At 28.7% G+C, this 21586-nt stretch carries 23 protein-coding genes and 1 riboswitch; of the genes, 20 read left to right on the forward strand and 3 right to left on the reverse strand.

The window, feature by feature from the left end; translation table 11 throughout:
* The first annotated feature begins 20 nt into the window (after positions 1 to 20).
* The gene (locus tag ABCM86_RS07065) at positions 21 to 485 is read left to right on the forward strand and encodes a pyridoxamine 5'-phosphate oxidase family protein (protein ID WP_295571830.1); all 465 of its coding nucleotides are present in this window, start codon (positions 21 to 23) and stop codon (positions 483 to 485) included.
* Between the two features lie 73 nt (positions 486 to 558).
* Here the strand turns inward: ABCM86_RS07065 and ABCM86_RS07070 are convergent, their stop codons facing one another.
* Positions 559 to 1326 (reverse strand): PIG-L family deacetylase, encoded by a 768-nt coding sequence (locus ABCM86_RS07070; RefSeq protein WP_295571832.1) that lies wholly within the window; start codon positions 1324 to 1326, stop codon positions 559 to 561.
* A gap of 350 nt (positions 1327 to 1676) precedes the next feature.
* The gene (locus ABCM86_RS07075) at positions 1677 to 2399 is read right to left on the reverse strand and encodes an AraC family transcriptional regulator (protein ID WP_295571834.1); all 723 of its coding nucleotides are present in this window, start codon (positions 2397 to 2399) and stop codon (positions 1677 to 1679) included.
* A 307-nt stretch (positions 2400 to 2706) separates the two neighbouring features.
* Between ABCM86_RS07075 and ABCM86_RS07080 the strand changes: the two genes are divergently transcribed.
* The 19 genes from ABCM86_RS07080 to ABCM86_RS07170 all read left to right on the forward strand — a co-directional run bounded on the left by ABCM86_RS07080 (position 2707) and on the right by ABCM86_RS07170 (position 20985).
* Positions 2707 to 3192, forward strand: coding sequence for a flavodoxin (locus ABCM86_RS07080; RefSeq protein ID WP_343003742.1), 486 nt, complete (start codon positions 2707 to 2709; stop codon positions 3190 to 3192).
* A 258-nt stretch (positions 3193 to 3450) separates the two neighbouring features.
* Entirely contained in the window at positions 3451 to 4206 is a 756-nt protein-coding gene (locus ABCM86_RS07085) for a DUF4405 domain-containing protein (RefSeq protein WP_295571838.1), read from the forward strand.
* 66 nt (positions 4207 to 4272) lie between these two features.
* Positions 4273 to 4372, forward strand: a riboswitch (guanidine-I (ykkC/yxkD leader).
* A 200-nt stretch (positions 4373 to 4572) separates the two neighbouring features.
* Positions 4573 to 5268, forward strand: coding sequence for a radical SAM protein (locus ABCM86_RS07090; protein ID WP_343003743.1), 696 nt, complete (start codon positions 4573 to 4575; stop codon positions 5266 to 5268).
* A gap of 154 nt (positions 5269 to 5422) precedes the next feature.
* The gene (locus ABCM86_RS07095) at positions 5423 to 6127 is read left to right on the forward strand and encodes a GntR family transcriptional regulator (RefSeq protein WP_295573514.1); all 705 of its coding nucleotides are present in this window, start codon (positions 5423 to 5425) and stop codon (positions 6125 to 6127) included.
* Positions 6128 to 6198: 71 nt separating this feature from the next.
* Positions 6199 to 7155 (forward strand): ROK family protein, encoded by a 957-nt coding sequence (locus ABCM86_RS07100; protein ID WP_295573512.1) that lies wholly within the window; start codon positions 6199 to 6201, stop codon positions 7153 to 7155.
* A 146-nt stretch (positions 7156 to 7301) separates the two neighbouring features.
* Positions 7302 to 7610 carry a PTS sugar transporter subunit IIB gene (locus tag ABCM86_RS07105; RefSeq protein ID WP_295573508.1) on the forward strand — a complete coding sequence of 103 codons (309 nt, stop codon included), beginning with the start codon at positions 7302 to 7304 and terminating at the stop codon, positions 7608 to 7610.
* Positions 7611 to 7816: 206 nt separating this feature from the next.
* Positions 7817 to 9139 (forward strand): PTS cellobiose transporter subunit IIC, encoded by a 1323-nt coding sequence (gene celB / locus ABCM86_RS07110; protein WP_295573505.1) that lies wholly within the window; start codon positions 7817 to 7819, stop codon positions 9137 to 9139.
* Between the two features lie 127 nt (positions 9140 to 9266).
* A complete protein-coding gene (locus ABCM86_RS07115) occupies positions 9267 to 10655 on the forward strand; it encodes a glycoside hydrolase family 1 protein (RefSeq protein ID WP_295573501.1) in 1389 nt (462 codons plus the stop codon).
* On the forward strand, positions 10645 to 11544 hold the full coding sequence (locus tag ABCM86_RS07120) for an ROK family protein (RefSeq protein ID WP_343003744.1): 900 nt from the start codon (positions 10645 to 10647) through the stop codon (positions 11542 to 11544). The genes ABCM86_RS07115 and ABCM86_RS07120 overlap by 11 nt, the downstream gene beginning before the upstream one ends.
* 23 nt (positions 11545 to 11567) lie before the next feature.
* Positions 11568 to 11882 carry a PTS lactose/cellobiose transporter subunit IIA gene (locus ABCM86_RS07125; RefSeq protein ID WP_295573496.1) on the forward strand — a complete coding sequence of 105 codons (315 nt, stop codon included), beginning with the start codon at positions 11568 to 11570 and terminating at the stop codon, positions 11880 to 11882.
* A 70-nt stretch (positions 11883 to 11952) separates the two neighbouring features.
* Positions 11953 to 12753: a type I phosphomannose isomerase catalytic subunit gene (locus ABCM86_RS07130; RefSeq protein WP_295573493.1), complete on the forward strand. Its 801-nt coding sequence runs from the start codon at positions 11953 to 11955 to the stop codon at positions 12751 to 12753.
* 125 nt (positions 12754 to 12878) lie between these two features.
* Positions 12879 to 13586, forward strand: a complete 708-nt coding sequence (locus ABCM86_RS07135; RefSeq protein WP_295676561.1) for a flavodoxin family protein — start codon at positions 12879 to 12881, stop codon at positions 13584 to 13586.
* Between the two features lie 19 nt (positions 13587 to 13605).
* On the forward strand, positions 13606 to 13824 hold the full coding sequence (locus tag ABCM86_RS07140) for a hypothetical protein (RefSeq protein WP_330605519.1): 219 nt from the start codon (positions 13606 to 13608) through the stop codon (positions 13822 to 13824).
* A 34-nt stretch (positions 13825 to 13858) separates the two neighbouring features.
* Positions 13859 to 14059, forward strand: coding sequence for a hypothetical protein (locus ABCM86_RS07145; protein WP_330605518.1), 201 nt, complete (start codon positions 13859 to 13861; stop codon positions 14057 to 14059).
* A gap of 422 nt (positions 14060 to 14481) precedes the next feature.
* The gene (locus ABCM86_RS07150; protein WP_295676559.1) at positions 14482 to 15006 is read left to right on the forward strand and encodes a GNAT family N-acetyltransferase; all 525 of its coding nucleotides are present in this window, start codon (positions 14482 to 14484) and stop codon (positions 15004 to 15006) included.
* 87 nt (positions 15007 to 15093) lie between these two features.
* Positions 15094 to 15795 carry an alpha/beta fold hydrolase gene (locus ABCM86_RS07155; RefSeq protein WP_295676557.1) on the forward strand — a complete coding sequence of 234 codons (702 nt, stop codon included), beginning with the start codon at positions 15094 to 15096 and terminating at the stop codon, positions 15793 to 15795.
* Between the two features lie 101 nt (positions 15796 to 15896).
* Entirely contained in the window at positions 15897 to 17864 is a 1968-nt protein-coding gene (locus ABCM86_RS07160; protein ID WP_295777961.1) for a sodium:proton antiporter, read from the forward strand.
* Positions 17865 to 17961: 97 nt separating this feature from the next.
* Positions 17962 to 19980: a molybdopterin-dependent oxidoreductase gene (locus tag ABCM86_RS07165; RefSeq protein ID WP_295763614.1), complete on the forward strand. Its 2019-nt coding sequence runs from the start codon at positions 17962 to 17964 to the stop codon at positions 19978 to 19980.
* A 63-nt stretch (positions 19981 to 20043) separates the two neighbouring features.
* The gene (locus tag ABCM86_RS07170; RefSeq protein ID WP_343003745.1) at positions 20044 to 20985 is read left to right on the forward strand and encodes an ROK family protein; all 942 of its coding nucleotides are present in this window, start codon (positions 20044 to 20046) and stop codon (positions 20983 to 20985) included.
* Positions 20986 to 21024: 39 nt separating this feature from the next.
* On the opposite strand, the gene ABCM86_RS07175 is transcribed toward ABCM86_RS07170, so the two are convergent.
* Complete coding sequence (locus ABCM86_RS07175; RefSeq protein WP_343003746.1) at positions 21025 to 21384, reverse strand: CDP-alcohol phosphatidyltransferase family protein; 360 nt, start codon at positions 21382 to 21384, stop codon at positions 21025 to 21027.
* Between the last annotated feature and the right edge of the window lie 202 nt (positions 21385 to 21586).

Raw genomic sequence — 21586 nt, forward strand, 5'->3', positions numbered from 1 at the left:
ACGCAAAGGGGAATAAAATTATGGAAATGCGCAGAAAAGACCGTATGTTAAATGAAGATCAAACTCTTGATATTTTAAATAGATCAGAATATGGCATACTTTCAACGATAGGGGTTGATAATGTACCTTATGGTGTACCAATGAATTTTGTATATGAAGATGGAGTAATATATTTTCATTGTGCAAAAGCTGTAGGATATAAAGTTAGCAATATAATACACAATAGCAATGCTTGTTTTACAGTTATAAATGATGTATGTCTTCAACCAAAAACATTCTCTACTAAATATAGTTCAGCTATTGTTTTTGGAAAAGTTTCAATAGTTGAAGATGAAGATGAAAAGAAAAAAGGTCTTGAGGCACTTATAAAAAAATTATCTCCAGAGTACATAGAATCTGGAATGAAATATATAGATAAGAGTGCATCTCAAACATATGTATTAAAAATGGAAATAACAGAAATGACAGGTAAAGGCAAAAAATAATAAAAATACAAGACCCATTGTGCAAGTTGATACATTGTACAATGGGTTTCTAATAAATATATATTAAATCAATCTAAACGTTAGGTGTGTGAAGTATAGATCTATTTTTATTCATCAGTTTTTCAAATGACTTATGATCTGATTGATATCCAATACCTTCTCTTTGCATATTTTCATCAATTAATTTATACGCCATACATGCATTTTTAATTTTATTTTTTTCAGTAGGCGATTGAGATTTATAAACTATTTTTTCTTGAGCTGGTATATCTTTTTCATATTGAGGTTTTATAAAATAAAGTGCGTGTTTAATTTTCCCACTATTATATAAAGACTGTATCACAGAGCCATTTTTAAGGTGTTGAAGATGCCAATCGTATTTATATGTGTGAGCAACATGCGTCACATTTTTAAATCTATGCTCAAAATCAAGAGCAGTTTGTTCCATAAGTTCAAAACTAGTACTTTCTGAATTATTTATTCTTGGAAGTAGTATAATATTTTCTTGTTTTACACCTAGTTGTTTTACAGCATCTAAAAATTCTCGTTCTCGATATTCATACTTTTGCATATTGCTTAATTGACTATATTTTTCATCTTTTAAAACTTTTATTCCAGTACCATAAGAAACTAAAACAACATATACGTTATCAGCCCCTCTTTCTTGTATAGCTTCTAATATTGCACTTGCGGCCCAAAGTGTTTCATCATCTTGATGTTGTGGATAAAAAACAACAGTATCCCCAAAATTAGAAGTATCATAACTAGTACTTTTATCTATAAAACCAACTAACAGTATTATTAAAAAAGATACAATTAGTGTTATTAGATTTTTATTCATGTAATTCCCTCCCTAAAATTGTTTAAATATATAATGTTTTTATAGAATAACTTCTTAAATTCTATTATACTTTTTAAATCTTACAAAAGAATTACAGTGAGATAAAAATATTATTACAAATTTGTTATATTATAATTTGAATATTATTAATACTATTGTTATATTTATAAATTTTAGTTCGTGACTCTTATAAAACTTAAGTGCGAAATTTTATAAGTTACATATTAATAGTATATCCATTAGCAATCAAAAAAAATTGGTTTTAATTTTATATGAATATTTATGAAAATCAGCCTAAAAGATAAATTTAAAAGCTCTATGTAGGTGATTTATATTGAACACAGAGCTTTTTAATGTTTATGACAAGTTCTATATTGAGATGGAGTTTTTCCAGTGAATTTTTTAAAAGTTGTACTATAGTAATTTTGATTATTAAATCCAACTGCTATAGCAATATCGAGTATATTTAAGTCTGTTTCTAATAATAACTGCTTGCTTTTCTCAACTCTAAAATGATTTAGAAAGTGACAGAAAGTATGTCCTGTAGCAGTTTTAAAAGAACTACAAAAATAACTTTTATTTAAATTTAAATGTTTACATAAATTCGTAATATTAATATTTTCATCAAAATGTTTATGCACATATTCAATAGACTTTTTTATATAAGGATTAAATGATTTAGTATCTAAAGCTTTATTAAATTTATCAGTAGAAATTCCTATGATAAAATTAGCACAATAATTTAAGCATTCCAATGGAAGATAAGGAATACTAGAAGTACTATTTTCTGTTTTGGTTGTAGTTATTGGACCTAATATAAAAAAACCAACATATTTATTTAATTTTGAGATATTTACTATCCTATAGTAGATATCTTCAGATATCTGTATATTTTGATTTAAACAATCGTGCCCATTATTGACTAAATTATAAATATCGTCTGTAGGAAATAATTTATTAAAAGTTTTATCATATCCTATTTTATAGATTTCATTTAGTTCAAAAGAAATAGCTTTAACTGGTATTTTACAGCAATAATAAAAATCATTTAATGTTGAAGTTATAAGATTCATGTCTAGCGCTCCTTAAAATGATATATAAACATTTATTAATATATTGCAAAATATAAATGTATTATAAAATATTAAAAATTATAAAATGATGAAAATAATTATCATTTCATAATATATTATTTAGAAACAAAAGTCAATAATAGTAATTTCAATGGAATATATGAAATTAATAAAAAAATTTAGGGATATAAAATCATAAAATTAAATTGATAATTTCTAACAAAAAAGTAGTTGACTTGGAGTTAACTTAAAGGATTAATATTATATTAGAATTTTAATTAAATCTAATAAATAGGGGGAATAGAAAATGGAAAATAAGTCATTAGTAGCATATTTTTCTGCAAGTGGAGTAACAAAAAAAGTAGCAGAAAAACTTTCTGATGCAGTAGGGGCTGATTTATTTGAAATTAAGCCAAAAGTAAAATATACAAAAGCTGATTTGGATTGGATGGATACAAAAAGTCGTAGCAGTATAGAAATGAATGATAAAAGTTTTAGACCTGCTATATCAGAAAAATGCGACAATATGGATAAATACGATGTTGTATATGTTGGATTCCCAATATGGTGGTATGTTGCACCAACAATAATAAATACTTTTTTAGAAAGCTATGATTTTTCAGGAAAAACTATAGTCTTATTTGCGACATCTGGCGGAAGTGGATTTGGAGATACTGTCAAAGGTCTTAGAGGAAGTGTATCTGACACAACAGTTATCAAAGAAGGTAAACTATTTAATAGTGAAGTAAGCAAAGATAAATTAGTATCTTGGGTTAATGACTTAGGATTATAAAATATTTAATATAAAAACACCTTTTAAGTTATATGTTGACTTAAAGGGTGTTTTTTAATTCTAGTTAATTTTTTAAAATTCAACAGATGTCTATTTTTACACTATATTTATTTAAATTAACTAAATATAGTATAAAAAAAACAAATATATTTAAATTTAAAAGAAGAATTACATTATATAATAAATGTGTTAATGAAAATCAATATCAAAAATAATTGAATTAATTATAAAAAATTTTAAAAGGAGAGTATAGCAATAATGAATAAAAAGAATATTTTCAAAATCGTACTAGACATAGTTATGATTGCTCTGTTTATAACATTTTTCAACAAAAACTTAATCAGTTTCCAATTCCATATTAAAAGTGGGATGATATTTGGTGCACTTATACTAGTACATATAATTGTAAACAGAAAATGGGTAGTAAATATAACAAAGAGAATCTTTGATAAAAATTTAAAAGCGAGAACAAGAATATCTTATATTATAAGTGCTTGTTTATTTATATTAGTTTTCACAATATTAGCAAGTGGTATATTAATGATGAAAGCTGATAATTATGATAGAGTAATGTTCTGGAAGATGCTTCACATAGGTGCTTCTTATTTATCAATAGCATTTATAGGTCTTCATGTTGGACTTTACTGGAACTTTATAAGAAACTTCTTCAAAAAGATGTTCAATATAAAAAATTCTACAACAGTATCAAAAATATTAGCAAGAGTTATAGTTGTAGCAATATTAGTTTTAGGAGTATATAACATACATACTCAATCTTACTTCGCAAAAGTAAATAACACACTTTCATATGCTATTGAGCATATACAACCTCAAGATTTAGAGGCACCAGAAGGTGGAGGTCACTACGAAAAAGAAAGTCTATCTTTCTTAAAATTAACTAATATATATGGAAGTATAGTAGCAGTATTTGCAATAGGAACTTACTACATAGATTCTGCAGCTAAAAATAATAAAAAATCTGCTAAAAATAACAAAATACAACAAGCAAGTTAATAAATGAATTAGCTTGATTCATATATGTAATTATGCTAAAATAAGTTTAACATTTCAAACTTAAAATTCATAGTTTTCTAGGGTTCCGTAGTATTTATATACTAGCTGGTCCGAGAGAAAACGCACAAGTTATTTGTGAACACGGAAGGAGAAAAGCCTGGGAGATATTTAATTATATTTCCCAGGCTTTTTTTTTATTTAAGCAACGGAATCTTTGATTCATTGGCGCCATGAACGAAGTGAATTTTTAAGCAACGGACGAAGTCGTTGGCGCCATGAACGAAGTGAATTTTTAAGCAACGGACGAAGTCGTTGGCGATATGAACGAAGTGAATTTTTTATTTAGATTAAAGGAGGGTTATTAAAATGAAAAATAATTTTAGTTATAAGGATGTTTATGTTGAAGAAGGGAAAAGAGTATTAGAAATTAATATACTACCAGAAAAATACTGTAATTTTGATTGTGTATTTTGTCCAATTGGTAGATCAAAAAATAAAATTGATGTACCAACAGAATTTGAAGATTATGATGTGGCACTTGCTGAATTAGAAAATATGATAGATACTACAAATCCAGACTTAGTGTTTATCAACTCAAAAGGAGAGACCTTAGTTAATAACAAAGTAGAAGCAATTATAGATTTTATAAAATCAAAAGGATTAAAGGTGAGATTACTTTCTAATGGATATATACTTTCTAAAAAAGAGTATATAAACATAGCAAACAAGTGTGATGAAGTTATTGGAGAAATTAAAACAATAACAGAAAAAGATTTTAAAAAGATACAAAGACCAATAGAAGATTATACATTAGAAGAGTATATTGATAATATGGTTGAATTTAATCAACAGTATAATGGTAAATTTATATTTGAAATTACTATAATTAAAAAATATAATGATGATGCTGAATCAGTTGAAAAGCTAAAAGATGTAATCAAAAGAATAAACCCAGATAAAATTGAGATTGTCAGAATTGATGACGAGAGAATGAGAAAGACAATGTGGGTAGATGATGAAAGATTTGAAGAAATAAAAAAAGAATTACTAAATGTAAAATAAGTTTGATTTTAAGGAAGTACAATTTTGTACTTCCTTATTTATTACATTAATATAGGTATAAATAAAATTTGTATTTATAAATTTTATTTATTATAATATATAGTATAGAACAAAAATAAAATATAAAGAGTCTTATAAAAGGAGAGGTGAGCGTATGATTGCTAAATATAAATTAATAGTAGATGAAATAGAAAAAGATATACTAGATGGGAAGTATAATAAAATAGGGAAATTGCCAACAGAGGAAGAGTTGGTAGCACATTATGGTGTTAGTAGAACGACAGTACGTAAAGCAATCAGTATATTATCCAGCAAAGGGTACATATATCAAGTACAGGGGAGTGGAATATTTGTAAGAGAATCAATATTAAAGGGGTACATAAGTTTAGAAACATTGAAAGGACTTACAAGAGATTTTCCAAATAGAGAGATAGTAAATAAAGTCATAAGCATAGAAGTTATGCATGCTGATGAAAAATTAGCACACGATATGAAATGTGAAGTAGGGACAAAAATTTATTATGTTAAGAGACTTAGAATAATGGATGGAAAGACTTTCTCAATGGAATACTCTTATTACAATAAAGATATTATTCCATATCTAAATGAAGATATAGCAAAATCATCTATTTATTCATATATACTTGAAGATTTAAAATTAAACATAGGATTTGCAGATAAAGTAATATATGCAGATAAAATGGATGAAGAAACTGCTGAACAATTAGAACTTGATATGAGTGATCCAGCTTTAGTAATAGAAAATAAAGTATTTTTAAATAATGGGGATATATTTGAAGTATCTAAAGTAATACATAATTATAAATATGCTAAATTACTTAAATTAGCTACTTTTTAATAAAATATAAAATGCAAGTTACTAATTGTATAGTTGTTTAACTATACAATTAGTGAGAAATGGGGGATAAAATGTATAGTATAGGTGTAGATATTGGTGGAACAGGAATAAAAGCAGGGGTTGTAGATGAGCAGGGGAAAATAATCTACAGAGCAAATTGTAAGACTGATGTAGATGGTGGATTTGATAGAATTATTTCTGATATTAATACAATGGTGAGAAATATGTTATCTGAAAACGATATTACAAATGAACAAATTCAATCAATAGGATTTGGCGTGCCAAGTTTTATAAACTCTGAAGGTAAAGTTACATGTGTAAATTTGGGTTGGTTTGAAGTGGATTTTGTGCCAAAGTTAAAAGAAATTTTCCCAGAGTTTGATATATTTGTGGAAAATGATGCAACTGTAGCAGCATTAGCAGAAAGTAAATTTGGAAGTATGAGTGGAAATGATATTTCAGTTTTATTAACTCTTGGAACAGGGATTGGTGGAGGAATTATTATAAATAACAAGCCATTTGTTGGAGCACATGGTATGGCATCTGAAATAGGACATGTTGTAATAGGAGAAAATACATACAATTGTAACTGTGGAAATAATGGTTGTTTTGAAACATTTTGTTCAGCAACAGCACTAATAAAACATACTCAAGAGAAATTAAAACAACTAGAAGAAAATATACAGCAAGATAAAAGTGCAATTTTAGATATGTGTGAAGGGTGCTTAGATAAAATAAATGCTAAGATGATTTTTGATGCATATAGACAAGGAGACAAACTTGCAAAAGAAATTATAGAAAGATTTAAAGATTATCTGTCAATAGGAATTGCAGGAGTTGTGAATACTTTAGATCCAGATATAATTGCAATTGGAGGGGGGCTATCTAAGTCTTCAGATATTATATTAAAAGATTTAAAAGAGATGATAAGACATCATATTCTATATAAAAAAGAGAAGTTTGCAGATATAGTAGTAGCGACTTTAGGCAATGATGCAGGTATAATTGGGGCAGCCTTTTTAAGTTAAAAAAATAAATTGTAAAATAATAATAAAAAAAGGGGAAAAGGGTTGCATTATTGGAAAAATTTTGCTACTATTATGTTGTGAATAAAAATTTGTAGATACAAATTAAATTTAAAGAGATTAATATAATTCGAAGGGGGATTTTTGAAATGAAAATATTATTAGCATGTTCATCAGGAATGTCAACAAGTTTATTAGTAAATAAAATGAAAGAAGCTGCTCAAGCTGAAGGTATAGAAGCAGAAATATGGGCAGTAGCACAATCAGAAGTAGACGAAGAAATCAAAAAAGCTGACGTATTATTATTTGGACCACAAATGAGATTTTTAAAGAAAAAATATGAACCAAAAGGAAAAGAATTAAATATACCAGTTGATGTAGTACCACCAATGCTTTATGGACGTTGTGATGGAAAAGGCGTTTTAAAATTAGCAATGGATTTAGTAAACAATAAATAATAATAAAAATTTATCTCTAATATTATATACATGAAAACTAAGTCAATATCGGTAACAAATAGTTAATAAATATAAGATCTTATCTGCTCATATATAAATAAGAATTTTTTATAAATTCGATTAATTATTTGTTACTGATAAATATAAAGAATTACTTTATTTATGAAAATTTAAATTAAATAGAATTTAGGGGGAGGAGTAACTTTATGTTTGAAAAATTAGAATCAGCGATAATGGTGCTGGGGGAAAAACTAAACAACAATAAAATATTAATGGTCCTACGTGACTCATTCATGCTTGCATTTCCACTTACAATATTCGGATCAATAATGTTAGTAATCGCGAACTTTCCTTATTTAGGAAACCTTATAGGTGAAGCTAATTTAGCAGCTTTACAAAATGTATTAGGACCTGCATCAACAGCAACAATGTCAGTTACAACAATATTTGTAACTTTAGGTATAGGTTATTATTTGTGTAAAGAATTAGGCGGAGAACCTATTTATGGTGCAACAGTAGCATTCGTAGCATTTTTATTATTAACACCATTCGAAGCTCCAATCGAAGATACAGGAACAATGTTATCAAGTGTATTAGCAATTGACCGTTTGGGAGCAAAAGGTATGTTCATTGGTATGTTTGCAGCATTTGGTGCAGCTTACTTATATTCAACAATAGTAAATAAAAACTGGACAATCAAAATGCCGCCAACAGTACCACCAGCAGTATCAAAATCATTCTCAGCATTAATACCAGCATGTTTAACATTAACAATTTTCTTATTATTAAGAGCTGTATTTGCACTTACACCATGGGAAAATGCTCATGATTTCGTATATCAAATAATCCAAGCACCACTAACTAATTTAGGTAAAGGTATAATACCGACATTAGTAGCAATATTCGCAATTCAAATATTATGGTTCTTCGGTTTACATGGACAAATCATAGTAAACTCAGTTATGGACCCAATCTGGAATACATTAACTCTAGAAAACTTCAATGCATTTAGTGCAGGGGAACAATTAACAAATGTAGTAACAAAACAATTCATGGAAACTTTCACAGTAAGTTTAGGTGGAACTGGTATGACTTTAGTAGTAGTTTTCGCAATGCTTGCATTTATGAAGAGTAAACAGTTAAAAGAAGTTGGTAAATTAGCAGCTCCAGCAGCAATATTCAACGTAAATGAACCAGTTATATTCGGTTTACCAATAGTTTTAAATCCAATGATAGTAATACCTTGGGTATTAGCACCAATGATATCAACTGGTGTAGCTTATGCTTCAATGGCAACAGGATTAGTTCCAATGACAACTGGGGTATCAGTTCCTTGGACAGTACCAGTATTATTAAGTGGATTCTTAGCAACTAACTCTATCAGAGGATCTATATTACAATTAGTTCAAATGGCTATAGTATTTGCGGTTTGGTTCCCATTCTTAAAAGCATTAGACAAGAGAAATTATCAAGAGGAACAAGATTTAGATAAATTAAACGGAGATAATTTATCACAAGAAGCTAACTAGCCAAGAGATTTATTAGATTTAGACAAAGTGTATTAGAAATAAAAGTTAAATAACTGGCAGCCTGTAAATAAAAAAAGGGCTGCCAACTATTGATATAAAATATAAAGGGAATAAAAGGGAGAAAAAAATGACAGTAGAATATAAATTTCCAGAAGGATTTTGGTGGGGGACTGCAACGTCAGGACCACAATCGGAAGGAGCAGCAGATGTAGATGGTAGAAAAATGAGTATATGGGATTACTGGTATAAAGAAGAACCAGAAAGATTCTTCGATAATGTAGGACCACAAAACACATCTACATTCTATGCAAATTATAAAGAAGATATAAAATTATTAAAAGAAACTGGACATAATTCATTCAGGACTTCTATACAATGGTCAAGATTAATACCAGACGGTGTTGGAGAAGTTAATCAAAAAGCAGTAGATTTTTATAACAATGTAATAGACGAACTTATAGCAAATGATGTATTACCAATAATGAACTTATTCCACTTCGACATGCCAATGTGTATGCAAGAAAAAGGAGGATGGGAAAGTAGAGAAGTTGTAGATGCTTATGCAGCATTTGCAAAAAAATGTTTTGAATTATTCGGGGACAGAGTTAAACACTGGATGACTTTTAATGAACCTATTGTTCCAGTTGAAGGTGGATATCTTTATAACTTCCATTATCCAAATGTAAAAGATGGGAAAAGAGCAGCACAAGTTGCATTCCACACAATGCTTGCAAATGCAAAAGCAATAAAAGAATACAAAGAATTAGGACAAGACGGACAAATAGGTATAGTTCTCAACTTAACACCATCTTATCCAAGAAGTACAGAAAACGAAGCTGATGTTAAAGCTGCACATATAGCAGATTTATTCTTCAACAGAAGTTTCTTAGACTCTTCAGTATTAGGAGAAGTTCCAGCTGAATTAGTAGAATTATTAAAAGAACAGAATGTATTACCAGTTTATGAAGAAGGAGATTTAGAACTTATTAGAGATAATACAGTTCAATATCTAGGAGTAAACTACTATCAGCCAAGAAGAATAAAAGCAAAAGAAAGCGAATACACAGAAGATGTATTTATGCCAGATATGTTCTTCGATAATTATGAAATGCCAGGACGTAAAATGAATCCATATAGAGGATGGGAAATTTACGAAAAAGGTATATATGATATATGCACAAATATAAGGGAAAATTACAACAATATACCTTTCTATATATCTGAAAATGGTATGGGGGTAGAAGGTGAAGAAAAATATATAAATGCTGAGGGAGTTGTTGAAGACGACTACAGAATAGAATTTATAAAAGATCACTTAAGATGGTTACACAAAGGAATACAAGAAGGGGCTAACTGTAAAGGATACCACTTATGGACATTCATCGACTGTTGGTCTTGGACAAATGCATATAAAAATAGATATGGATTAATAGCACTAGATTTAGAAACACAAAAGAGAACTATAAAGAAAAGTGGTAGATGGTTTAAAGAGGTAGCTGATAATAATGGATTCTAATAAGGTTATATGTTTTGACATTGGTGGAACTTTTGTCAAATATGGAGTATTAGATTATGAGGGAAATATATTATCTAAAGACTCGTTTAAAAGCAATACTGATAATGGACAAGAAATCTTAGATAATATGTGTGAAGTAATTAAAAAGTATATTAATTTATACAAAATAGAGGGAATATCTATAAGTTCGCCTGGATTTGTAGATGTTGAAAATGGAGTAATAACAGCAGGTACTATAATAAATGGGTTTATAGGATTAAATATGAAAGAGTATTTTGGAAATAAATTTGGGTTACCTGTTGAAATAGAAAATGATGCTAACTGCGCAACAATAGCAGAACACAAACTAGGTAATGGTAAAGGATGCAAAAACTTAGTTTGTGTAACTATAGGAACTGGTATAGGTGGTGGAATTATTATAAATAATGATATCTATCATGGAAGTAAATTTATGGCTGGGGAATTCGGTTTTATGTTTATAAATGGAACTAAGAGAGAAAATCCAGATCATTATATTTATAGTAATTATGCCTCTACTAGAGCCTTAGTAGAAAAAGCTACAGAAAGACTACATGAAGAGATAGACGGAAAAGAATTATTTGAAAGAGCTAAATCTGGAAATTTAGCTTGTAAGGAAATATTAGATGAATTCTTTGATAATCTATCTTTAGGAATATACAATTTAGCATATATTTTAAATCCAGATAAAATTCTTTTGGGTGGAGCGATTTCTCAACAAGAATGTCTAATAGATGAGATAAAAGAAAGAATGGATAGATTTGAATATAGCTTTTCAAAAAGTGTAAATGAATATGTTGATATAGACAGATGTAAGTTTTTAAATGATGCTGGACTTGTAGGTTGTCTATGTAATTTTACAAATAAGTAATAAATTATTAGGGGGAAAATAAAATGGATGGTCAAGCAATATTTGATATATCATTTCAAATAATATGCAGTAGTGGTGAAGCTCGTAGTATGGCTATGGAAGCAATATCACTAGCTAAAGAAGGGAAAATAGAAGAAGCAAGACAGATGTTAACAGATGCTAGAACAGAAATAAATAAAGCACATAAACATCAAACAAACTTAATAACTTCAGAAGCAAATGGTGAAAAAAATGAAGTTTCTGTACTGTTAATACATTCTCAAGACCACTTAATGAACGGAATGACAGTTCTTGATATGGCAGGGGAATTTATAGATTTATATGAAAGAATAAAATAATAATTTATATCTGAACCTTTCATACAGAAAAACTGTCTGAAAGGTTCGTACTATTTAAGGGGGAAATCAAATGTCAATTTTAAAAATGAAACCGTATTATAGCGAAAAAATCTGGGGATACGAAAAATGGAATTTATCAACTCACAGAGCAGGTTCTTCAATAATTGAAGAAAGTGGCCAATCACTAGCAGACTATAGAAAATCACAACTTCCAATACTGATAAAAATTATAAAATCAGAACAATCTCTATCAGTACAAGTGCATCCGGGAGACGAATTTGCAAGAAAATATGAAAATGATAATGGGAAAACAGAGTGTTGGTACATACTTGAGGCAGATGAAGATGCAAAGTTAGTTTGCGGTATTAAAAAAGGTCTTAATAAAGAAAAATTAGATAAAATTATAAAAGAAAATAAACTAGAAGAAAATCTTGAATTTATAAGTGTAAAACCTGGCGACATGATATACATTCCATCGGGAACAGTACATGCAATCGGTGCAGGAATAAAATTAATTGAAGTTCAACAAAGTAGCGATGTAACATATAGATTATATGATTGGGGAAGAAAGAGAGAGCTACATATACAAAAATCATTAGAAGTTATAAATTATGAAGGTGATAATGGCTATGGCAAGATGGAAAACTTTGAAATTTTAGAAACTCCATATTTTAAAGTTGAAAAAATAATCGTAAATACATCGATGCGAGGTAAAACCAATAATAAATTTTGCTCATTTACCATTATACGCGGAAATGGATATGTGATAACTTGTGATAAAAGAATAGAATTAAATCCAGAAGATACTATTTATATAGAAGAAAATACATCTTATGAAATCATAGGAGATTTAGAATTAATAAAAGCATAAAGAATTAATAGAACAAAAAATTTGATAAACTAAAAAAATAATCCTACAATTTAATTAAATTAGATAAATAAAATTTTAAAAGAGAAGTATAAAATTTTAATATAAATTTAATTGGGGGGATTATATTGAAAATTACAGTTATACATGGGCAATCTCATAAAGGTGTTACTTATACAATGACTAAAAATGTATTAGATTTTTTAGTAGGTAAAGAGGATGAGGTATATGAATTTTTTTTACCTAAAGATGGACCAGAATTTTGTATTGGGTGCAATATGTGTTTTCTTAAAGGGGAAGAGTTTTGCCCAGGGGCAGAAAAAGTACAACCGATAATAAAATCTGTGGAAGAATCAGATATAATAATCTTAGATAGTCCAAATTATGTTATGGAGATGAGCGGAAATATAAAAAATTTAATGGATCATTTTGCATACAGATGGATTACTCATAGACCATATGGCAAGATGTTTACAAAGGTAGGTCTTACTATAAGTTCATCAGCAGGTGCACCAGCAAATAATACTGTAAAATCTATGGCAAAACAACTTAAATGGATGGGAATTCCCAAAGTATATAAATTTCCTTTCATAAGCAATGCATTAAATATTTCGACGATATCATCTAAAAAAGAGGCTGAGCTAAAACAAAAGTCAGAAAAAATCGCATTAAAAGTAAAGAAAAGAGCGAATAAACCAAAAGCTAGTTTAAAGGGGAAAATTATGTTTTATATATTTAGAAAAATGCAAGCATCACCAAGTGCAAGTTGGAATCCTAAAGATAGGGATTGGTGGATTGAGCAAGGTTGGATAAAAAATGTACGTCCATGGAAATAATATAATAAGGATGGGGAACATGTCAAAATCAAAAGTTTATTTCACTAAAGAAATAACACCAAAATCATTAATCAAGATCTATGAAGCATTAAATACTGAATTAAAAGGAAAAGTAGCTGTAAAAATATCAACTGGGGAAGCTGGAGGACACAATTTCTTAGATTCAAATTTAATCAAAGATTTAGTATCAAAATTAAATGGAACAATAGTAGAGTGCAACACTGCATATATCTGTTGATTGTGATTGTAATGCAAATCCAGCAGAACCAGAAATGGACGATATAGGAATATTTGCGTCACTTGATCCAGTTGCAGTTGACCAAGCTTGTGTAGATGCTGTAGTTAATTCATCTGATAAAGGAAAAGCATCTTTAATAGAAAGAATGGAATCTAGAAATGGATATCTTACACTAGAAGCAGCATCTAAATTAGGACTTGGAAGCAGAGAATATGAATTAATAGAAATAAATTAAAAATGGAAAAAAATAAACATTAAAAATTTTGTATATAAAAAATATCACAGGACATAATATTAGTGTAAAGCAAATACAGATGCAGGAGGTGAAATGTGATGAAAACACGTAGTAACCACAGCATCCATACTAAGGATGCTCCGCCAGAAGCCATAAGCGAGGATGGACCAAAAGACAGGTAAGGTCGGGTGCAGTCTATCAATTGTAACCGACGGTAATTGTTTTACATTTTGAGAATCTACTTATATTTGTACTTAATTGTATGAACTTAAGTAGATTCTTTTGTTTTGCAAAAAATAATTTAAGATTAATTTAAAAGAAAAGTTTTAAATATTAAGCTATAATAGGAATAAAAATGCTTTTTATTTAATTAATAAATAATAGAAGCAAAAGATAAAAGACTAATCTAATGGGGGGAGATTATGGATAATTTAATACTAGTAAAACCAACAATCGACTTAAAAGAAAAGGCATTAGAGTATAAAAAAGAGCATTTTGATAATGGGGAAGAAATAATAAATGGAAGTGCATTATTAGATAAACTTGATTATGAAGATTGGATAAAACATATCGAAAAAAGTTCTAATCCAGAGACTGTAGATGAAAATTGGGTAGAGGCAAGTACATTTTTCGTTATAAGAGAAACTGACCAAAGAATTATAGGTATGGTAGATATACGACACCGCATCAACAAATTTTTAGCTCTTTTCGGAGGTCATATAGGATATAGCGTTAGACCATCAGAAAGAAAAAAAGGATATGGAACAAAAATATTAGAAATGGCACTTAAATATGCAAAAACGATAAACATTCAAAGAGTTATGTTAGCTTGTTATAAGGAGAATGAAGGCTCGAGAAAGATTATTGTAAAATGTGGAGGAAAGCTAGCAGGAGAATATACTTATATAGATAATAAGATAATACAAATTTACTGGATCGACAATTAAAAAAATTAAAGAAAAGAATTGTACTGAATAAAATCCGTGATAAAATAGAGTATTGATAATAGTAAAAATAATTTTTGGGAGAAATATATGACAAAAAAGAAATCTTATTTAAAGAAGATTGTAATTTGTTTATTGACATTGATATTAGTATGTTCGGCTGGATTTTATATCTATGCATCAGATTATTATCATGCAAAAGACTACGAGGTTTCAAATGTTGATATTAAACAACAAGACAATTATACAGTATATGGAGATACCAATAGCAAAACAGGATTTATATTTTATCCTGGAGGGAAGGTAGAGGCAAAATCATACGAGCCAATACTTACAAGTCTTTCAGAAAAAGGTATTTGTGTAGTACTTGTGGAGATGCCATTTAACTTAGCAGTTCTTAATTCTAATGCGGCGGATAAAGTGATGTCTAAATTTAATAACATCGAAAACTGGTACATTGGAGGACATTCACTAGGAGGTGCAATGGCGGCATCATATGCAGCTAAACATCAAGATAACTTAAAAGGCGTTGTTTTATTAGCAGCTTATCCAACAAAGGAACTAGATATTCCTGTTTTATCAATTTACGGAAGTGAAGATGGAGTTTTAAATAGAGAAAAATATAAAGATTCTATAGGAATGGCAAAAAATCTTTCAGAAATTATAATAGACGGTGGAAATCACGCTCAATTCGGAAACTATGGAGAGCAATCAGGCGATAATAAATCAAAGATTTCTAGTGAAAAACAATGGAATCAAACTACAAATGAAATACTAAACTTTATAAAATAACATTAACCCCTTATTTTAAATAAAAATAAGGGGCTTTTTAGTTTAGAATATAAAACAATACTTTTGGAAAATACTAAAAGAAAAAACAAAGGGAGGGTTTTATGGAACTATTATATGCAATTATAGCGATGCTTTTGGCAATAACCATATCGGATATATTATATGAAATACTCGAAAAAGTACCGTTGATTTTTATTCAGATATTTATGGGATGTATTATTTCTTTTCTACCATTTTTTAAAGAATTTGAGCTAGAACCTGAACTGTTTATGATAATCGTAATAAAACCGCTTATATTCAGTGAGGCGCAACATGTATCTAAGGATGAGCTAAAAAAACATAAAAATGAAATATTTTCTTTATCATTTACACTAGTAATTATAACAATTTTAGTTACTGGAGTATTTATGAAGATTATAATTCACTCAATTCCACTGACAATTATATTTATACTAGCAGCTATGACTATCCCAACAAACGTAAACTTTGTAAAATCAATAAGTTCTAGATTTAAATTTCCAAAAGGTATACTAGCAATATTGGAAGGAGAGTCGTTGTTTAATGATTCTATCGCAATAGTAATGTTTGATTTTGTACTTGCAGCTAGCCTAACAGGAAAGTTTTCGCTTAGTGAGTATGTATCAGAATTTTTATTTATAATAATTGGAGGAATAGTAGTCGGTTTTGTGTTAGGAGTTATTATAGTTCAACTTAGAATTTATATAACTAGAAAAGATTTTGAAAATCCACCAATGATGGTTATCATACAGTTGATAACACCTTTTATTGTATATATTATTGCAGAAGATTATGCTCATGTTTCTGGGATATTAGCAGTAATTGTAGCTGGAATGGTACATATAGTAGAACAACATTTATTAAATCTCAAATCTACCAAGTTACAAGTTATATCAAATATTACATGGGATGTGGTTGAATATGTTTTAGAGGGATTAGTAAGTGTAATCCTAGGAATATCAATCCCATCAATCATCAAAGGGATAATGAAAGAAAATAAATCTATGTTTTGGGAGTTAATCTTAATAGCAATATTACTTTATTTTATCGTAATAGGTCTTAGATATGTATGGATTATGATTAATCCTAAAACATTTAAGTTGGAAAAAGAAAACTTAAGTAAACACTTATACAGAAGTATTTTTGCTCTTAGTGGAGTTCATGGGACAATAACTTTGGCGACAGCATTATCAATACCTGACAAAATTCCAGGAGATGTTTTATCAAAAAACGATTTAATATTTATAGCAACAATAGTAATTCTAATAAGTTTAATTGTGCCAGCAATATTTTTCCCTTTAGTTTTAAATAAAAAAGAAGAAGATAAAAGCAAATATGATTTTGAAAGTGCGCGACTTAATATAATAACTTATACAATTTCACAATTAGAATTGCTTATGAATGACACCAATTACAAAAGCCTTGGAGTTGTACTTAGAACATTGAGAGGGCAAATGAGCATACTAAAAGAAGAAAGCTCACCTAGACCAGAAAAAAATAAAATACAAGAAATATTTAATTTCACTACAGAAATGGAGATTAATATTGTCGATGAGATAGTGCGAGAAGGAAAAGTATCAAAAGAAGTCGGCGAATTTTATAAATTATATAGTAAATACAACAGGAAAAGATTGAGCTCATTTATTGCAGAGATTAAGATATGGCTTATTAAAAAGAAATTAAAAAGATTATACAAAAAAAGTAACTATAACTCTACAGAGTACTTTAATGAGTTTATGAAACAATTTGATTTTATTAAAGAAACTGTCTGTGAGAGAATATTACAATATTTAAATAAAAATATAAACAACGAAGAATATTATGATATGTCATTTATGATAGAGTATTATGAAAGAAAAATGGGAAAAGACAACCATAACTACGATTTTAAAGGCGATTATAAAGAAATAAGAACTTACTACTCAAAAGCATTTTCGATAGAACTTACGCTTATTCAAGATTATCTAGAAGGAAATATGATTTCTGCAAAGGTTGCAAGTGAATTGAGAGAACAAGTTTCTTATGATGAAATGATTTATATAAATAAATAGATTATAAATAATTGGAAATATGTTAGAATGTATAAAAATTAAATTTTTTAATTAAAACACAATAATATACAGACATAATATAGGGGGAATATTTACAATGCAGATTAAAAAGACAATATGTCCATATGACTGTCCAACGTCGTGTGGCTTAATTGTAGAAACAGATGGCAAAAAAATAATAAATGTTAAGGGAGATAAAAATCATCCAGCGACACAAGGTGTAATTTGTAGGAAGATGAGAAATTATGAAGAATCTATTCATTCAAATGATAGAATCCTAACGCCGTTAAAAAGAACCGGAAAAAAGGGACAAGGCGAGTTTAAAGAAATAACATGGGAAGAAGCATTAACAGAAATAACTAACAAGTGGAAAGAAATCATAGATAAAGATGGACCAAGTGCAATTTTACCAGTTTATTATTCTGGAGTTATGAGTGTAATTCATAGAAATTGTGGAGATGCATTATTTAATAAAATGGGTGCATGTTCTCTGATAAAAACATTATGTTCATCAGCAAAAGTGGCGGGATACAACTCTGTTATGGGTAATACTGGTGCATTAGATCCAAGAGAATTAAAAGATAGTGACTACTATATAGTTTGGGGAAGCAACATGAAGGCAACGCGTATTCAAGCATTGCCAGACATTATTAATGCGAGAAAATTAGGCAAAAAGGTCGTTCTTATAGAAACTTATTCAAAACCAATGCAAGGCTACTGCGACCAAGTCATATTAATAAAACCGGGGACAGATGGGGCATTGGCACTTTCTATGATGAACGTCATGGTTAAGGAAAATCTACAAGATGAACAATTTTTATTGGAAAAAGCAGAAGGATACGAAGAATTTAAAGAAACATTAAAACAATATACACCAGAGTGGGCAGAGGGTATAACTGGTATTCCAAAGGATATAATTATAAATTTAGCAAGAGAATATGCAAGTGCAAAATCACCAGCCATTATTCTTGGAAGTGGAAACTCTAGATATACAAATGGGGGAATGACAGTTAGACTTATAACAATATTATCAATCTTTACAGGAGCTATAAAATATCCTGGTGGAGGTATATGTGGGACATCACCGACATCTTCATCATATATAGATACAGATATAGTTGCTCGCCCAGATTTTAGAGAAAATAATGCGAGGATGGTAAATCTAAATCAAGTTTCATCAGCCTTAGTAGACGAAAAAAATCCAATAAAAAGTGTATTTGTATATGCATCAAATCCAGTAGGCTCTATCAGTAATCAAAATAAAATGATTAGAGGACTTATGAGAGATGATTTATTTACAGTAGTACATGAAAGGTTTATAACTGATACAGCAAAATATGCAGATATAATATTACCAGCTACTTTTTCTGTTGAACAAGATGATGTATATACTTCTTATGGATATTGTACTGTAGCAACTGCAAAGAAGATTATACAACCGCCGTCTCAGTGCAAAAGTAACTGGGAAACTTTCAGTTTACTTGCAAAATACATGGGTTATAAAGACGATTATTTTTATAAAACAGAAAGAGAAATTTTTGATGAATTAATTCAAAAATCATTAGAAAAAGTAGACGACTTAGATAAGACTCAAAAAGATATTTTAAGAAGCGGAGGAGCAGTTTCAACTCCATTTGAAAACCGTTTAGATATAAAAAATAAATCAGGCAAAATAAAAATTATAAATGACGAAATGGAAGAAAGAATTCCACGATATATAGAAAATATAGGACAAGAATATCCACTAAATTTAGTCGCTGTTCCAAGCTGTGAAACATTAAACTCTATATTTTTAGAAAAAGATAAAGTGATAAAACAAAGGGGAAAAATAAAAGTTAAGATAAATTCTAAAAATGCACTAGAGAGAAATATACAAGATGGGGATGAAATAATTTGTTTCAATAATCTAGGTGAAGTTGGATTCATTGCAGAAGTAACTGATACAGTAGCGATAAATACTGTCATAGCAGAAGGTGTGTATAATATGGATTTTGCGATAAATGGCAAATTAGTAAATGCACTTCATGATGATAGATTATCAGATATTGGAGAAGCTACAACATTAAATTCAAACACTGTAGAAATAAAAAAGTCAGAAAAACTAGTATATCAATAAAAAATGCATTAAAATAATTAGAGAGAATAACAAAATAAAAAATTAACTAGAAGGGGAAATATTATGTATAGTATAGGCGTAGATGTTGGAGGAACAGGAATAAAAATAGGAGTAGTAAACGAACTAGGCGATATTCTTTATAGAAGTACATGTGAGACAGATGTAAAAGGTGGATTTAATAAAATTATTGCAGACATTAAATTTGAAATTGAAAATATAATAAACGAAAATCATATAGAACATGGGCAAATTAAATCTATAGGATTTGGAATACCTGGTTATATAGACAGACATGGTAAGGCGAATTGTGTAAATTTAAATTGGAAAAAAGTCGACTTTATACAACAATTAAAAGAAAGTTTTCCACAATTTGATGTTTTTGCTGACAATGATGCTACTGTTGCAGGTCTAGCAGAAAGTAAGTTTGGAAGTACAAAAGATACAGACACATCAGTTGTTCTTACGTTGGGAACTGGAGTAGGTGGAGCAATTATTATAAATGGAAGACCGTTTAGTGGTGTTCATGGTGTTGGTTCTGAAATAGGGCATATGATTATTGGAGATGGATGGTATAAATGCAACTGTGGAAATGAAGGTTGCTTTGAAAGTTACTGCTCAGCTACAGCAATTATAAAATATGCTCAAAAACTTCTGGAAGAAGGATATAAAAGTTCAATACTAGCTATGTGTGAAAATAATTTATCTAATATAAATGCAAAGATGATTTTTGATGCATATGCACAAAATGACGAAGTAGCAATATTAGTTATAAATAGATTCAAAAGCTATCTAGCTAAAGGAATAGCAAATATAGTAAATACTCTAGATCCAGGAATAATCGCAATAGGTGGAGGCGTATCTAAATCAGAAGATATTATCTTAGATGGATTAAAAGAGATGGTAAGGGGGCATCTTGTTTATAAAGAAGAGGAGTTTGCAGATATTGTAATAGCTACTTTAGGCAATGATGCTGGAATAATTGGAGCTGCAATATTAGGGCAATAAAATAAAAATAAGTCCGAGTTATTTTATAATTTCTCGGACTTACTTTATATTAAAATAAAATTTTCTATCTAAATCCAAAGAATATATAGTTAAATCTATTAAAATTTCTTCAATTGCAGTTAGAGTAGCAACTATGAAAATCATAAATAAATTTAAACCCATAGTAGGTACGAATCTAAATAAAATAACAAAAATCATAATCATATCAGGTATACTATCCAATTTTGCCCCAAGTTTACTTGTTGCATTAAATTTTCGAGCGATAAACCCATCTAATACATCTAAAATTCCGCAAATTATATAAATAAATATAAATAATAATTTTTTAGGATTTAAATAAATTAAAAATAGGGAAAAAAATATTCTAAATGATGAGAGAATATTAGGGATAAATTTCATGAAATCACATCTTTCTAAAATTAAATTATATCTATAAGTATAGCAATACCAACCGTTTTATTTATTTATTATAAAAAATAAAAATAAATTAGGAAAAAGTGATTGACAGATTAAGACAGACTTACTATAATTTAAATCAAGATAATGATAATTAATATCAAATATAAATAATTCACAACAAAGATTAATAATCAAAGAAAGG

It is taken from the genome of Clostridium sp. 2218st1_F5_2218SCRN_220325, from assembly GCF_039062665.1.
In the GTDB taxonomy this organism is placed as follows: Bacteria; Bacillota; Clostridia; order Peptostreptococcales; family Peptostreptococcaceae; genus Intestinibacter.